Annotated in this window: 15 protein-coding genes; 9 read left to right on the top strand and 6 right to left on the bottom strand. The window is 43.1% G+C overall.

The window, feature by feature from the left end; genetic code table 11:
* Positions 1 to 64: 64 nt before the first annotated feature.
* The gene (gene tusA, locus AC4CVD_RS01725) at positions 65 to 322 is read right to left on the bottom strand and encodes a sulfurtransferase TusA (protein WP_004692640.1); all 258 of its coding nucleotides are present in this window, start codon (positions 320 to 322) and stop codon (positions 65 to 67) included.
* A 205-nt stretch (positions 323 to 527) separates the two neighbouring features.
* On the opposite strand from tusA, the gene AC4CVD_RS01720 reads away from it, so the two are divergent.
* Both AC4CVD_RS01720 and lnt read left to right on the top strand, forming a co-directional pair.
* A complete protein-coding gene (locus AC4CVD_RS01720) occupies positions 528 to 1,367 on the top strand; it encodes a CorC family transporter (RefSeq protein ID WP_004978829.1) in 840 nt (279 codons plus the stop codon).
* On the top strand, positions 1,364 to 2,923 hold the full coding sequence (lnt, locus tag AC4CVD_RS01715; protein ID WP_490751848.1) for an apolipoprotein N-acyltransferase: 1,560 nt from the start codon (positions 1,364 to 1,366) through the stop codon (positions 2,921 to 2,923). Before AC4CVD_RS01720 ends, lnt begins: the two co-directional genes overlap by 4 nt.
* A 66-nt stretch (positions 2,924 to 2,989) precedes the next feature.
* Here the strand turns inward: lnt and AC4CVD_RS01710 are convergent, their stop codons facing one another.
* From AC4CVD_RS01710 to gspF, 4 genes are all read right to left on the bottom strand, one after another.
* On the bottom strand, positions 2,990 to 3,328 hold the full coding sequence (locus tag AC4CVD_RS01710; RefSeq protein ID WP_004978826.1) for a tRNA-binding protein: 339 nt from the start codon (positions 3,326 to 3,328) through the stop codon (positions 2,990 to 2,992).
* A gap of 159 nt (positions 3,329 to 3,487) precedes the next feature.
* Positions 3,488 to 3,823: a hypothetical protein gene (locus AC4CVD_RS01705; protein ID WP_004978824.1), complete on the bottom strand. Its 336-nt coding sequence runs from the start codon at positions 3,821 to 3,823 to the stop codon at positions 3,488 to 3,490.
* Positions 3,824 to 4,106: 283 nt separating this feature from the next.
* On the bottom strand, positions 4,107 to 4,544 hold the full coding sequence (gspG, locus tag AC4CVD_RS01700) for a type II secretion system major pseudopilin GspG (RefSeq protein WP_010325797.1): 438 nt from the start codon (positions 4,542 to 4,544) through the stop codon (positions 4,107 to 4,109).
* A gap of 33 nt (positions 4,545 to 4,577) precedes the next feature.
* Positions 4,578 to 5,783 (bottom strand): type II secretion system inner membrane protein GspF, encoded by a 1,206-nt coding sequence (gene gspF / locus AC4CVD_RS01695; RefSeq protein ID WP_058868820.1) that lies wholly within the window; start codon positions 5,781 to 5,783, stop codon positions 4,578 to 4,580.
* Between the two features lie 152 nt (positions 5,784 to 5,935).
* On the opposite strand from gspF, the gene AC4CVD_RS01690 reads away from it, so the two are divergent.
* From AC4CVD_RS01690 to AC4CVD_RS01660, 7 genes are all read left to right on the top strand, one after another.
* The gene (locus AC4CVD_RS01690; RefSeq protein WP_490751847.1) at positions 5,936 to 8,158 is read left to right on the top strand and encodes a primosomal protein N'; all 2,223 of its coding nucleotides are present in this window, start codon (positions 5,936 to 5,938) and stop codon (positions 8,156 to 8,158) included.
* Between the two features lie 82 nt (positions 8,159 to 8,240).
* Positions 8,241 to 10,082 carry a monovalent cation:proton antiporter-2 (CPA2) family protein gene (locus AC4CVD_RS01685; protein ID WP_490751845.1) on the top strand — a complete coding sequence of 614 codons (1,842 nt, stop codon included), beginning with the start codon at positions 8,241 to 8,243 and terminating at the stop codon, positions 10,080 to 10,082.
* A gap of 50 nt (positions 10,083 to 10,132) precedes the next feature.
* Positions 10,133 to 11,008 (top strand): Hsp33 family molecular chaperone HslO, encoded by an 876-nt coding sequence (hslO, locus tag AC4CVD_RS01680; RefSeq protein WP_004978815.1) that lies wholly within the window; start codon positions 10,133 to 10,135, stop codon positions 11,006 to 11,008.
* A gap of 198 nt (positions 11,009 to 11,206) precedes the next feature.
* Entirely contained in the window at positions 11,207 to 11,659 is a 453-nt protein-coding gene (locus AC4CVD_RS01675) for a DUF2147 domain-containing protein (protein WP_490751843.1), read from the top strand.
* 144 nt (positions 11,660 to 11,803) lie between these two features.
* Positions 11,804 to 12,757 (top strand): DnaJ C-terminal domain-containing protein, encoded by a 954-nt coding sequence (locus AC4CVD_RS01670; protein ID WP_490751841.1) that lies wholly within the window; start codon positions 11,804 to 11,806, stop codon positions 12,755 to 12,757.
* A 10-nt stretch (positions 12,758 to 12,767) separates the two neighbouring features.
* Positions 12,768 to 13,124, top strand: a complete 357-nt coding sequence (locus tag AC4CVD_RS01665; RefSeq protein ID WP_004978810.1) for a chaperone modulator CbpM — start codon at positions 12,768 to 12,770, stop codon at positions 13,122 to 13,124.
* Positions 13,125 to 13,197: 73 nt separating this feature from the next.
* Positions 13,198 to 13,458: an HP1242/YdcH family protein gene (locus AC4CVD_RS01660; RefSeq protein WP_004692664.1), complete on the top strand. Its 261-nt coding sequence runs from the start codon at positions 13,198 to 13,200 to the stop codon at positions 13,456 to 13,458.
* 120 nt (positions 13,459 to 13,578) lie between these two features.
* Here the strand turns inward: AC4CVD_RS01660 and AC4CVD_RS01655 are convergent, their stop codons facing one another.
* A complete protein-coding gene (locus AC4CVD_RS01655; RefSeq protein ID WP_004978806.1) occupies positions 13,579 to 14,814 on the bottom strand; it encodes a magnesium transporter CorA family protein in 1,236 nt (411 codons plus the stop codon).
* Positions 14,815 to 14,907 lie beyond the last annotated feature (93 nt).

Here is a 14,907-nt window from a genome sequence, read left to right as displayed (position 1 = left end):
ATTCTTATTATGTAAACAACAAAATGCTCCGAGCAACTGCGGAGCATTTTATGGAAAATAGGATTTAACCCTTTTTAACTAAATAATGAAATTCTTTATTGCCGTTTTCGTCTAAGCGCTCTTCTTGCAGCAAAAGTTCATGCCCAAGATGCATACAAAATTTAGGAATATCCCATGAAGTGGAGTTGTCCGTTGCAAACACCTCCACTACATCTCCCGATTTAGACTTGCGAATGGCTTGATGCAACATCATCACAGGCTCTGGACAGCGTAAACCACGGGTGTTTAATTGGATGCTTGGGCTCACTTCCAAATCAGACATATATAAACTCAAAAATTTAAAAACTTGCCAATTTTAACACAACTGCCCATTTCGCATATCTGTTTGCATAGTTTGATGAACCTCATGTATAAAAGTATTGATCCAATCATTCATGCAATCCTTGCTTAATTACAATAGACAACTGTGTTTTCTACGGTATGATAAAATTAAGTTTTTTAGATATTAAGAGTCTTTAGGAAAGATCATGCACGAGGAATCAGGCCCGTCGTGGGGAATGCGTGGCTTACGCAAATGGTTAGGTACCGCGCCAGAAACTCGCGATGAACTGTTAAAGTTAGTTCAAGATTCACGTCGTTTTTTAGAACCCGACACTGTTGCGATGTTAGAAGGCGTATTAGACCTTCCAGCAACCAAAGTCCGCGAGGTCATGACACCGCGTACATCAATGATCAGCCTACAAGAAGATGATGAGTTACTCGACATTTTGCATACTCTGGTTGAGTCGGCACATTCACGTTTCCCTGTCTTTTCATCAGACCAACCAGACAATGTCGTTGGCATTTTATTAGCCAAAGACTTATTGCCTTTCTTAACTGAACCAAACAATAAAGTGGATATACGTGCGCTGATGCGCCAACCTTTATATGTGCCTGAAAGCGCACGCTCAGACCAAGTGCTTCGCATGTTGAAAAACACCCAAACGCACATAGCGGTGGTGATTGATGAATATGGCACGACCTCAGGTTTAGTGACGCTAGAAGATATTTTGGAAGAAATTGTCGGTGAAATTGAAGATGAACACGACAAGATCGATGAAGAAGCGGAATATATTATTCCCGACAATGACCCTACGACCGCAAATACGTGGCTGGTTCAAGCACTTACACCAATCGAACACTTTAACAATCTTTTAGATGCAGACTTTTCTGATGATGAGGTTGAAACTGTGGGCGGTTTATTGCTTCAAGAAATTGGTTTAGTGAGTGATTTACAAGGTCAGGTCATTGATCTTGAAAATTGGGAATTTACCATTGTAGAAGCAGATGCACGTTCTATTCATCTGATTCGAGCCGTTCGTAAATGAGAGCTTACTTTGACAAACTGTTAACCCCCAATCTACAACAAAAACAGTTACCTTTAATTTATCCGCTTTTAATCGCCTTATTTTCAGGGGCTGTCTTTAGTTTTGCACTCGCCCCTTATCATTATTGGTGGTTGGCAATATTATCCCCTGCACTGCTCTATGCGACTTTACGCAAGCGCAGTGCAAAGCAGGCCTTTAGTATTGGGTGGGCCTATGGTTTTGGCCTATGGTTCGTGGGGGCTTTTTGGCTCTACACTTCCATCCATGTCTATGGCGATACCAATAGTGCCTTAAGTGTCGGTATGATCGGCATTATGGCCTTGGTCATGGGCTTATTCACGGCTGTCCAAAGCTTTATTTACCGCCGCTTTTTCCCTGAAACGCCACTAACCTTCGCTCCGCTTTGGGTGCTTTTTGAATGGGCGAAAACGTGGATCTTCACAGGCTTCCCATGGCTGTTTGCAGGCTATGCCTTTACCGAACGCTTACTGGATGGGTATGCACCATTATTTGGTATCTTCGGGGTATCGTTTGTAGTCTTGGTGTTGGCCTGCGCACTGGTCGAAGTTTTAAACCGCCGCGTTTTTTGGGTCATCCCCTCTGTTTTATTGGTGCTTGGCGCATGGGGCGCATCAAAAATTGAATTCGTCTCCTCAAAAAATACGCCGCCATTATCGGTTTCTTTAATTCAGGGCAATATCCCACAAGACTTAAAATGGCTCACTGAGTATCAACTAAAAACACTTGGAATCTACGCTGATTTGACCAAAACAGAATGGGGACGAGACCTCATTGTTTGGCCTGAATCCTCTATTCCGATGTTCCAGAGTGATATCGAACCCTTTTTAGCTGCAATGACGGCACAAGCCAAGAAAACCAACACAGCGTGGGTCACCGGTATTCCATACTGGGATATTTCAGGCTCTGAAGCGGCAGGTCGACCACTGTACTACAACAGTATTATGGCCAATGGTGCTGAAGCCGAAGGAATCTATAAAAAGCAACGTTTAGTGCCTTTTGGTGAATATATTCCACTATCTGGTTTACTGAAATGGGTGTTGCCAGCCATGCAGAATGATCCGTCGATGAGTGGTTTTTCACGTGGCGAACAACAGCAACAACCGCTTTCTATTCATCAGCAGCATTTAGGCGCGGCCATTTGCTATGAAGTGGCTTATCCGAACTTGACGCGTCGTAATGCCAGCCAAAGTGATTTCTTGGTGACAGTTTCCAACGATGCATGGTTTACAGGAACCGCAGGCCCTTTACAGCATTTACAGATGGTTCAAATGCGTGCCAAAGAAAATGGACGCTGGTTTATCCGTGCCACTAATACAGGCGTGACGGCGTTTATTGACCATCAAGGGCATATCGTAAAACGTGCCCCACAAGATGTGGCAACCGTGCTTCGTGGCGAACTGCCTGCTATGCAAGGTCAAACGCTATATACCCGTTTAAGTGACTGGCCAATTTTAGGTTTTTCAGTCTTTTTACTGATCTTGGGCTGGATCTATCGTCCACGTAAAGTCGATGTATCGTTTAAGTCTCGTCGATAATTCCTATTGTTAAATCATACTTTTCCAAAGAAAAACCCAAGCTGAGCTTGGGTTTTTCTTTTTCATTTATAGTAGTTTGGTACCTACTGGAACATCTGTATCAGGCACACACAGCACCACACCTGCGTCTGAATCATGAAAGCCAGTCACTAAGCACTCAGACTGGATGGGACCAATTTGCTTGTTTGGAAAGTTAACCACTGCCACCACCAATTTACCTAACAACAGTTCAGGTTGATAACGCTCAGTAATCTGCGCACTCGATTTCTTAATGCCAATTTCATGACCAAAGTCGACATGTAAAATATAAGCAGGCTTACGTGCCTGCTCAAAAACTTCGGCCTGAATAATTCGCCCGACTCGGAGCTCGACTTTTAAAAAATCCGCCCAATCAATCTGTTCCATATTTCACTCTATATTTATATTTTCTACAGTATAGGGAGTGAACACTAGCATCATATACAACGAAACAGACAAGCGATCCTATCTTTCCGCCATTCTTCATGACGCAATAAAAAACCGAGCGTATGTGCTCGGTTTTTATCACAACTATAAATGTCAGTATTAAATTTGACTGACCAAATAGGACACCATACCGGCTAAAAAAAGCATCGGGGTATAACGGTAGAACATGACCACTTTTTGTTCTAATGCTGTAATCTGTACTTGATCGAGTGTGAGTACGGTTGCTTTTAACGCAGACCAAAAGCTCAAAACCGCCCATGTGCTGAACAGACTGATTGCAAAGAAACCCACCATGATTTGGCTGCTGCCTTCAGTCGACTGCCAGACACTTAAAACACCTTGAGCAACAGGAAGCATACTCAAAATCAAAAGAACAGATTTGAGCATCGACCAATGGAATTGGCTCATTTCATCCAACAAGGTTAATGCTTTCATTCTATTCTCCTCAGGCAAATCAGTTGCCATTGAGAACATTATGCAAGGATTTAAATAAATAAAAAGCCTATTCTTATCCATAATTTACATTATTTGTAATCAACAAATATGGGAATAATTCTTATTATAAATCTCAGCTGATGCTTATTATATTTAATAATTTAAAATCATAATCTTAGATATTAATTTTAAATTAAGATGTATTATCATTACAGTCCACATTGACATAACCTATGCACTGTAATGATATATTCAATTAAACCCAATATATAATAATTCTCAATTAAGGTTGATACTGAATATCAGCATCGGTTTCTTCACCACCTTGCTGTCCATCTGCGCCAAAAGAATATAAATCAAATGGTCGTCCATCGGTCCCAGGTGCAACATATTGAATGTCATTATCCCAACTGTCTTTCGGATATCCACCTTTCACATAACCGCCGGGCAACCAATTTTTTGCAGACTCAGGCTTATTCACCAAAGCGTCGAGTCCACCCTCTTGCATCGAAGGATATTTACCATTATCCAATTTATATTGATCCAATGCCGCAGCAACACCTTTAAGGGTAATGACAGTGGTATCCACTTTGGCTTTTTCACCGCGTCCCATCACATTGGGTACAATTAAGGCTGCCAATACACCTAAAATAACAATCACCACCATGACTTCAATTAAAGTAAAGCCTGAAGCTTGGCGTCTATAGATTTTTGATTGCATGTGAATTTTCTCTTCCATCTTATATTTTTAAAATTAAATCATGTTGTTCATATTGACGATCGGTAGCATCACGGCGATCACAATCACCAAGACAATGCTTGCCATCAGAACCAACATCAGTGGCTCCAGTAAAGCCAGCAAGGTCGATATGAGCGTTGTCACCTCTCGGTCTTGCATGGTCGATGCGCGCTCCAACATCCGATCCAATTCACCCGACGTTTCACCACTTTTAATCATTTGTACCATCATCGGTGGGAAATAACCACTGCGCTCCAGCTGGGTCGCAAGGTTTCCACCTTCAGTCACTTTTTCTGCGGCATGATTGACCGCATCGCGAATCACCCAGTTATTACTCACCGCCGCGCCAATTTTTAACGCATCCACCAAGGGCACACCTGACTGGGTCAAAATCGATAAGGTACTGGCAAAGCGTGCGGCATTTATACCACGTGAAAGTTTACCGAATAATGGCAGTTTGAGCGTTAAACGATCAAAGGCATAATGCCCTGCTGTGGTTCTTAAAAATCGCAGTAATAAGCCGATGCCTAGTACACTGCCCACCAATAAAAATGGCCATGCCACTCGAATAAAATCGCTGGCTTTCATCAAGGCAACGGTAATCCATGGCAAGGCATCTTTGCTTTGGTCAAAGGTTTTGACAATGTCAGGCACTACATAAGTCATGAGCCCCATCACGATGGCAAAAGACATCAGCATTAAAATAATCGGATAAATCATCGCGCCTTGGATTTTCTTTTGCATCGCAAAGCGATTTTCAGTGTAGTCTGCCAGCTGATCTAAAATTAAGTCTAAATGTCCTGAACGTTCGCCAGCGGCAATCGTGGCAATGTACAACTCTGGAAAGCGTCCAGATTGCTGTAAACCCTGTGCCAATGAATGACCTTCCAGTACTTTAGAACGCACTGACATCAATAGATTTTGTACATGTGTTTTTTCTGACTGCTTTCCAACCGCACGAATGGCTTCTTCCAACGGAATGGCCGCCGCCACAAGTACCGAAAGTTGACGTGTCAATAAGGCCAAATCATAGGCGGTAATTTGTTTTTGAAACCATGTTTTACTGCTGTGCTTATCTTTTTGTTCAACAGGATCAACCGAGACTGGGATCAGCGCTTTATCACGAAGTTGTTGCCGAATTTGACGTGCTGAATCCCCTTCGAGCACGCCTTTTTGCTGCTTTCCTGCGGCATCGAGTGCGGTAAATTGATATGCTGGCATGTTTACGCTTTCTAATTGTCCATTTAGTCATTTGGCGCTGTTGCATGTCGGCACCAAAATCATTCATATTCTAAGTTATAAATTATGTCATCACTCTAACACAACTCATTCATCGCACAACGACAATTTCATCAGGACATTTTGAGCTTTTTATGCCAGAAACTACACTTTCCACAACACCAAGCTACCGTATTCGTGTGGCTGTTCCCGTTTATCTATATGACTGTTTTGACTATAGTTTAACGGCTGAACAATACCACCAAGCTGAAGTGGGTGCACGTGTGGCTGTCTCATTTGGTCGCCAAAATGTGGTCGGTGTCATTGTTGAGAAACTCACTGATGAGAAACCACTCGATTTAGGCTTTAAACTCAAAGCCATAACTGAGTTGCTCGATGACAGCGCTATTCTAGATGCTAAAGTTTTAAGTTTATTGACATGGTCAGCGCAATATTACCAATTTCCCATTGGGGAAGTGATGCATACTGCTTTACCCAGCTTTTTACGCCAAGGTAAACCCTATAATTTACTGGCGCGAATGTGGAAGCTGATTGATGATCATGCCGAAGACAAATTGAAGCGTTCTGAAAAACAACAAGATGCCTATAAAATTTTAAAGCTGCATCCCACAGGAACGTCTGAAAACATTCTAAATTTGGCTGGCATTGAAACTGCGACCTTAAAAGCCTTAGAAAAAAAGAAAATCACCCAGTGCATACTTGAAGCTCAAGACTTTAAACCGCAAGCGATGACGCTAGCGCAAATGCCTCTCGCGCCCAATGATGAACAAAAGCGTGCCATTCAAAACATACTCAAAGTTCGTCATAGCTACCACGCTTTCTTACTGGATGGTTTAACCGGTAGTGGCAAAACTGAAGTCTATTTGCAAGTCATGCAAGAGGTTTTAAAACAAGGCAAACAAGTCTTGGTATTAGTGCCTGAAATTGGCCTCACCCCACAAACAGTGAGCCGTTTTCAGTCACGTTTTCACTGTCATATTGCGCTACTACATTCAGGTTTAAATGATTCTAAGCGCCTGCAAGCCTGGCAAAGCGCACAAACGGGCAAAGCTTCGATTGTGATTGGCACACGTTCTGCCATCTATACCCCTCTTCCGCATCTGGGTTTGATTGTCTTAGATGAAGAGCATGATCTATCTTTCAAGCAACAAGAGGGCTTCCGTTACCATGCTCGTGATGTGGCTTTATACCGTGCGCACTTAGAAAACTGTCCGATTATCCTCGGCTCTGCAACGCCAAGTATCGACAGTTATGCATTGGTTGAACAAGGTAAAATGACCCGTTTGGAGTTGGACCAACGTGCAGGTGTGGCCGTGATGCCGAAAATGCATGTGATTGATCTGAAAGTGGCACAAAAACAAAATGGCATCAGCCAACAACTGATTCATGAAGTACAAAAGCGCTTAGATAAAAAAGAACAGGTACTGATTTTCTTAAATCGTCGCGGCTATGCGCCTGTGTTGATTTGTGAAAGTTGTGGCTGGCAGGCGAAGTGCCCACATTGCGATGCCAATTTTACCGTGCATCGACAGCCCTATCAGCATTTGCACTGTCACCACTGCGGCACCATCCACCGCATGCCTGAACACTGCCCGCAATGTCAGCATAGCGAACTGAAACCGATTGGTTTAGGCACCGCAAAAGTTGAAGAAAACCTACAAGAACTGTTCCCGAATTTTGACGTGATTCGGGTTGATCGTGACTCGACCAGTCGGGTCGGCAGCTGGCAAAAAATCTATAACAAGATCCAGAAAAGTGAACCCATCATTTTGCTCGGCACCCAAATGCTGGCCAAAGGACATCACTTTCCTTATGTGACTTTGGTGGCGATTTTAGACATCGACTCAGGCTTACTCAGTGTTGACTTTCGTGCCACAGAACGTACTGCACAACTCATCATCCAAGTCGCTGGACGTGCTGGGCGCGGCGAGAAAAAAGGCGAAGTCTATTTACAAACTCTACGTCCAGACCATCCTTTGCTGAATACCCTGCTGGAATCGGGCTATCGCAGCTTTGCCAAGCAAACCTTGAAAGAGCGTAAAGCTGCATGGATGCCACCTTATCGCTATGCGGCTTTATTGCGCTGTGAATCCAAAGACCAAGAATTGAACCAAAACTTTTTACAAGAGCATGCACAAGCACTGCGCCAAGCCTCAGAAAACAGTATTGATATTTGGGGGCCCATTCCTGCGCCGATGGAGCGTAAAGCAGGCCGCTATCAAGCGCATATGGTACTACTGTCCAAAGACCGTGCACGAATGCATTTTTACATTCGTCAGTGGTGGCAAACTGTCTGGCACAATAAACCGCATGGTATGAAATTGAGCCTTGATATTGATCCACAAGAGTTAAGTTAAGACTTGACGTGAATAAGGTTTAGACCTGAGTCGCGTTCTCCCTTAAACTTCCAACATAAAGAAAAAAATTTAGGACAGGGCAATGTCTCTACTGCTTCAAATCACCCTCTTTTTGGCTGCGGCACTGATGATCGTTCCGTTGGCTAAACGGCTGGGGATTGCCACGGTACTCGGCTATTTATTCACGGGTATCTTACTCGGTCCCACTGTATTAAATGTCGTCCATGACCCTGAAGACATTCATAAACTCGCTGAGTACGGCGTGATTTTCTTGATGTTCATTATTGGACTAGAACTTCGCCCGCAACGTTTATGGGAAATGCGTAAATCCATTTTTGTGATGGGCAGTTTACAAGTGATGCTCTGTGGCGTGCTACTGGCGTGCATCGTCTTTTTTGCCCTGCAACAACAGATTGCAGCCAGTGTCGTGATTGGTTTTGCCCTTGCCCTCTCCTCTACTGCGTTTGTGTTGCAACTGCTCAGTGAAAAACAGCAGCTCAATACCACTTTTGGTCAGCAGTCCTTTTCCATTTTACTCTTTCAAGATATTGCCGCGATTCCGCTGATTGCAGTCATTCCACTCCTTGCGGGAACAAACTCAACCCATCATGGCGTGGCCTACTTTGCAGCGATTGTTGCTACCTTTACAGGCTTGTTTTTATTTAGCCGCTACCTCATGCGCCCTTTTTTCCGCTTTGTGGCCAAAAGTGGCGCGCACGAACTGATTACTGCAGTCGGTTTGTTTATTGTCTTAGGCGTGGTCGCGCTGATGGATGTCTTAGGTATCAGTACCACCTTGGGCGCATTTTTAACTGGAGTGTTACTTGCTGACTCTGAATTCCGTCATGAACTGGAAGCCAGTATTGCACCATTTAAAGGTCTACTTCTCGGTCTATTTTTCATGACCGTCGGGATGAGCACGCAAGTTTCGCTGCTGTGGGAAAGCCCAAGTCTGATTGTTGGCGGTGCGTTATTGCTGATGTTGGTCAAACTGCTAGCCTTAACCGCCATCGCTCGCTACTTCGAGTTTTCATGGCGCAATAGTTTGATGCTGGCCACCTGTTTGGCACAAGGCGGTGAATTTGCTTTTGTGGTGCTCAATGTTGCCATGAGTGAACACGTGATTACGCAGGCCATTTTAGAGCCGATCAATTTGATCGTGACCTTGTCGATGATTCTGACGCCTATTCTATACTGGCTGATGAGTTCGTGGGTGGTGCCAATATTCGAAAAAGAAACTACACCTGTCTATGATGAGATTCCTGAACAGCATAACCCGATGATCATTGCTGGCTTTGGCCGTGTCGGACAAATTGTGGCACGACTGGTTCACTTACAGCACCAAACCTTCACGGCGATTGACAGCAATATCGACAAGGTCGATTTCGTTCGCAACTATGGCGGCAAACTCTACTATGGTGATGCCACTCAACCCGATATCCTGCGTGCAGCCGGTATCGAACATGCCAAAGTGTTTGTATTAGCCATCGATGATATTGAAGACTCCATGAATGTGGCACGCCATATCCGACTCAATTATCCAGATTTAAACTTGCTGGTCCGTGCCCGTGACCGACATCATGTGCATTTGTTACGTGACTTGGGGGTAGAGCATATTTGGCGTGAAACCTATTTATCGTCTTTAGGGATGGCCTATTTTGCTCTGCGTAATCTCGGAATTGCAGAACAAGATGCTTATAAGAGCATTGAGTTATTTCGCGATTATGATGAAAAACTGCTCGCACAGCAGCAGAGTATTTATAACGACGAACAGAAGGTCTATGAAACACATCGTAATGCTTTGGCCGAATTAGAACACTTATTTGAAAGTGATACGCAGCTCCGTCAAAGTCCTGTTGGCGTTGACCTACAACGCGAGTTACAACATGACCGAATAGATGTCACACGGGATGAAGTAAAATGACTTGTGTTTTACAATATCGTCACCATTAAGACAGGATATTGGAGAAATTTATGTCTGATTTGCGTCAACGCTTTTATATTGAAGATAGTCCTGTTCGTGGTGAAGTGGTTCATCTAGAAGAAACCCTACAAACCATCTTGGCGCAGCGTGATTATGCACCTGCAGTCCAAGTGCTGTTAGGTGAAATGCTTAGTGCCACGGCATTACTTGCCAGTACTTTAAAAATTAAAGGCCGTATTAGTTTACAAATTCAGGCTTCAGGTAGTTTCAAATGGGCCATGGCTGAATGTAATCACCTTGGTGAAGTACGTGCCTTGGCGGATTATGAAGCAGATCCTCGCTTTAATGCTGCCGACAGCAGCAGTACGGTATTGAGCACCCTCATTAGCCCTGTACTCTTTATTAATATTGAGCCCGAATTTGGTGAGCGTTATCAAGGGATTGTGGCTTTAGACAAGCCAAATCTTGCAGGTTGTTTAATGCAGTACTATGACCTGTCTGCCCAAATTCCAACGCGTATCGTTTTGGCCAGTTCAGCCCAGCGTGCTGGCGGTTTACTTATTCAACTGTTACCACGTAACAGTGAAGAGGAACAAGAACGTGTCGACCAAGACTTATGGCCACGTCTGACCATGTTGACTGAAACGCTCAAAATCGAAGAGTTAACCGATTTAGAGTCCAGTGAAATTCTTTACCGTTTATACAACGAAGAAGAAGTACGCTTACCTGAAGTTGAAGTACTGAAATTTGGCTGTACCTGTTCTAAAGAACGTTGTGCTCAAGCGCTTGAACAAATTGGCGCTGAAGCCGTTCGTGAAACGCTAGAACATCAAAACCCGATTACCATGGATTGCCAGTTCTGTAACACGCAATACAGCTTTAGTGCAGAAGAAGCCTTGGGTTTATTTGGTGAACACTTAAGTTAAGCGCGTCATGTGCAATAAAAAAAGAGCAGCTGAACTGCTCTTTTTTATGCCTTTGTTCTCATAAAAACAAGATAATTCAAATGATTCATCACTTTTATTCATAGATATTTCACTGGTAACACAACTTAAATTTCGTTATAAATAAACCCATAATTTTTATATGTCTTTATTTTTCTCTTCCATTGGGGTTTTATCATCATGAAATTTTCGTGCAGTCTTTTCGTACTCAGCAGTTTATGCGCCTTCTCCTGTTTTGCAGCCACCGATCCCTTGGTTGGCAAATGGAAAACTATCGATGATAAAACAGGATACTCTCTCAGTGATGTCATGATTGAAAAAGACAAAAACAATAGCTATAAAGCAGTCATCGTAAGTACGCGTGAAATTCCAGGTGCGGTAAAAATAGAAAACTGTAGCAAGTGTGATGGTATCCATAAAAATCAGCCCATTGTCGGCATGACAACGCTCAGCCATTTGCAGTTAGACAATGCCAAAGATTCGACCTATAGCCATGGACAGTTCCTCGACCCTTTCACAGGGTTACGTTATGACGCATATGCACGACTCAGTAATAATGGTAAGCACTTACGAATTCGAGGAACGTCGACCGAAAATGGCGGTGGGCGCAACATCACATGGGTCAAATATTAAGTATTCCTCATCCATCAAAGCCCCTTTCATCGGGGGCTTTTTTCTTGTCATGTTTTGAAACAATAAGGAACATATCTTTACTGTTGAAATCTGCTGAAAGGCTGGATAATGATTAAAACTTAATCAATTTATTTAATCTTATTTATGCCGAAGAACCATTATGAAATACTCGGTTTAACGCGAGATGCGACCGCCGAACAAATTAAAAAAGCCTATCGAAAATTGGCACGTAAGTATCATCCCGATGTCAGTAAGGAGCCTGATGCTGAGGCACGGATGCAAGAATTAAATGTCGCCTATGACACCTTAAGTGATGAAACAAAAAAAGCTGAATATGACTTTGAACTCGATCATCCGCAAGGCTCACACCAATTCAACCCCAATGCAGGCTTTGGCGGTTTTGAAGATGCATTTCGGAATGCCCAAGGTGGGCAACAGGCACATGATTTTTCAGGATTTGAAGACTTATTTGGCCGTTTTGGTTCAGGTTTTGGAGGTTCAAACTATCAATATCAACGCCAAAATAGCACACGCCATAAAGGCGAAGACCAACATGCGCGTTTAGAGGTCGATCTTGAGGTTGGATTCCACGGTACCACCCAAACTATTACCTTACAAATTCCTACTTTAAATGCCTATGGTGAAGCGGAAATTCAGCGCAAAACGCTGGAAGTTAAAATTCCCAAAGGCATGAAAGAAGGGCAACAAATTCGCTTAAGTGGTCAAGGACAGTCAGGTATTCAGGGTGGTGAAAATGGCGACCTGTATATCGAAATTTATTACAAAGATACGGAGACCACACGCGTTGAAGGAGTTGATGTCTATCACCAACTGAATATCAGTCCTTGGGAAGCCGCTTTGGGGCAAAGCATCACCGCCGCGCTACCCAATGGTCGGACATTACAAATTCAAATTCCGAAAAATGCCAAAACGGGGCAGCAACTCCGTTTAAAAGATCAGGGGATTCCAGCCAAAACGGCAGGACATTTATATTTAATTTTAAACATTGTTCAACCTCCTGCGCAGAGTGAGCAAGAACAGCAAGCTTACCAAGCCTTTGCTGAAGCCTTCCCTCACTTTAAGCCGCGTCAGTCTTAAGGAGAAAATTATGACGACTATTCAATATCGTGAAATTATTTTAGACGGATGTCGACACGCTGAAATTGTTGATGAACAACATAGCTTTGATTTAAAGCATTTTGCTGAAGCCTGCGGACAAAGTCCTGAATGGGTTTTACAGCTGTTGGAATATGACATTCTGCCTAACCGACCCGATAACCGCATTCACCAATTTTTTGGTGATGATGTCTCACGTGCACGGCGAGCCTATCGCTTACAACGTGACTTTGATGCCAGCTTTACTGCAGTCGCAATGATGCTGGATTTGATTGAGGAAGTTCAAAAACTTCGTCGTGAAGTAAAACATTTACATCTCACTGACCCAGTTCAAACGACTCAACACTAGTTCTATAAAGAAAGATTGGCGCATGCCTTTCTTTCTTTTTTTTATTTTTGAATAAGAGGATTAGACGGCAACCATGAAACTCAAAGTTTGTAATAAAAAGACTAAGCTCATGTTTCCTGAATACCGCGACATGATTCAACAGCTTAGAGAAGACAATCCGCATTTTTCTAAAATGTTTGACGACCATGAAGCTCTCGATCAGGAAATTTGTTTACTCGAACAAGACCCTGTCAGGATTCATCGTGGAGAGATTGAGCCCCTCAAACGGAAAAAGTTGTTCATTAAAGATCAGCTTTACCGGATTTTAAAAGGAGCCCAGTTAAAAACCTCTTAAATTAAATCTCCCTGCGACGCCCACATATCCGAATAATAAATTGAACAAGGATAGCGTCAGCATGTAAAGAAACACCTTAAAGTCCATTGGCTTTAATGGTCTGTGCAGAAAATCACCGAATTATTTTAATTTGGTGATTTTCTCTAAATCTTTAATGGTGCCTTTCACGGTTTGCTTGATCGGCTCATAATCGATAAACCAAAACAAATTCATATGTTGATCCGCATGCTGCTGTGCCAACATATCAATGACACTTTTTTCGCCACGCCCGACCAAATGACGTCGATAAAAATAATACAGTAAGATCAATGTCGTCATTAACATGATGCCCAACATGATCCAAAACCCTGTGGGAGACTTCAGCCCCGGAATAAACTCGAAGTTCATACCATACACCCCTGTCAGCAAGGTCAGTGGCGCAAAGATCGCGGTAATAATGGCTAAAATTCGCATGTTTTCATTGGTTTGATTAGCAATGGCAGAAAAATGTAGATCAATGGCTGCTTGCACTGCATTTCTCAAGCGAATGGTATGCTTTTGAATACGTTCAATATGACTGGTTAAATCATCGACACGTACCAGCATGATGTCTTGTTTTTCACTACGTTTTTTCCCTTTCAAGTGCGAATAATTATCGACAATTTCATCGCGTAATTCCTGCAAAGTCTCGATTTGTTCTTCGCACAAATTTTCCACTTGTTGGAAAGCCATATTCTCTTGCAATAGTTGATGCCACTTGGTAAAGCGACGATGGCCTTGTAAAAGCTCTTGCTGCCAAAACTCCACTCGACGCGTCAGCGGAACACGTAAATCGAGATAACCATCCACCATGTTATTGAGCAGTCTCAAGGTCAAATCTAAAGGTGTTGCGGGTAGTTTTCGTGGCTTATTATGTTCTTCAATCGGACGGCTCAACACCGTTTCCATACGCTGAATATAGCTTTCAACTTCTTTATTGCCCTGCTCTCTAACCGTAATCAAAACTTGCGGCGTAAGCATAAAGCTAATCGGGGTCGTCGCCAGACCAAAGACCCGTTCATGTTTTTCAGCCGCTTGAGTATCAAGCTTGATTTGATCATCAGGTGTGATCAGCTTACGAAAGATCAGCAAGTCGTAATCTTCCAAAGTGTCAAAGGCACAAGGATGTTCTAAATTGAGAATGTCACGCAGATGATATTCATTCATCCACAGTCCCGTTGCCGCATAAATGTCCTGCTGCCAATGTTCTGCCCGATTGACCACATCGTCACGGCTACACTCCACCCAAATAAACTCAGCTTCCTGCTCTGCAATCGGCTGTTTCTGCACATAAGTATGCTGTGCGGTGGGATGTTGATAGAAATAATAGCTTTGCATATCTCATTTATTATTGTTTGTCTTAGCCAGCATGATGCCATAAAAAAAGCCCTGAGCAAGCCAAAGTTTAAATTGGCCAAGCTCAAGGCTTTT

Source organism: Acinetobacter sp. LipI_23 (genome assembly GCF_058243045.1).
Note: the sequence above shows the minus strand (reverse complement) of the source record. Positions and strands in the feature narration are given on the sequence as shown.

What these genes read in the sequence shown, in the direction of transcription:
- AC4CVD_RS01655 (WP_004978806.1), bottom strand. Translation starts at nt 14,814, where the DNA reads ATGCAAAGCTATTATTTCTATCAACATCCCACCGCACAGCATACTTAT.
- AC4CVD_RS01685 (WP_490751845.1), top strand. Translation starts at nt 8,241, where the DNA reads ATGTCTCTACTGCTTCAAATCACCCTCTTTTTGGCTGCGGCACTGATG.
- AC4CVD_RS01710 (WP_004978826.1), bottom strand. Translation starts at nt 3,328, where the DNA reads ATGGAACAGATTGATTGGGCGGATTTTTTAAAAGTCGAGCTCCGAGTC.
- gspF (WP_058868820.1), bottom strand. Translation starts at nt 5,783, where the DNA reads ATGCCAGCATATCAATTTACCGCACTCGATGCCGCAGGAAAGCAGCAA.
- gspG (WP_010325797.1), bottom strand. Translation starts at nt 4,544, where the DNA reads ATGCAATCAAAAATCTATAGACGCCAAGCTTCAGGCTTTACTTTAATT.
- AC4CVD_RS01670 (WP_490751841.1), top strand. Translation starts at nt 11,804, where the DNA reads ATGCCGAAGAACCATTATGAAATACTCGGTTTAACGCGAGATGCGACC.
- AC4CVD_RS01705 (WP_004978824.1), bottom strand. Translation starts at nt 3,823, where the DNA reads ATGAAAGCATTAACCTTGTTGGATGAAATGAGCCAATTCCATTGGTCG.
- tusA (WP_004692640.1), bottom strand. Translation starts at nt 322, where the DNA reads ATGTCTGATTTGGAAGTGAGCCCAAGCATCCAATTAAACACCCGTGGT.
- lnt (WP_490751848.1), top strand. Translation starts at nt 1,364, where the DNA reads ATGAGAGCTTACTTTGACAAACTGTTAACCCCCAATCTACAACAAAAA.
- AC4CVD_RS01660 (WP_004692664.1), top strand. Translation starts at nt 13,198, where the DNA reads ATGAAACTCAAAGTTTGTAATAAAAAGACTAAGCTCATGTTTCCTGAA.
- AC4CVD_RS01675 (WP_490751843.1), top strand. Translation starts at nt 11,207, where the DNA reads ATGAAATTTTCGTGCAGTCTTTTCGTACTCAGCAGTTTATGCGCCTTC.
- AC4CVD_RS01690 (WP_490751847.1), top strand. Translation starts at nt 5,936, where the DNA reads ATGCCAGAAACTACACTTTCCACAACACCAAGCTACCGTATTCGTGTG.
- AC4CVD_RS01665 (WP_004978810.1), top strand. Translation starts at nt 12,768, where the DNA reads ATGACGACTATTCAATATCGTGAAATTATTTTAGACGGATGTCGACAC.
- AC4CVD_RS01720 (WP_004978829.1), top strand. Translation starts at nt 528, where the DNA reads ATGCACGAGGAATCAGGCCCGTCGTGGGGAATGCGTGGCTTACGCAAA.
- hslO (WP_004978815.1), top strand. Translation starts at nt 10,133, where the DNA reads ATGTCTGATTTGCGTCAACGCTTTTATATTGAAGATAGTCCTGTTCGT.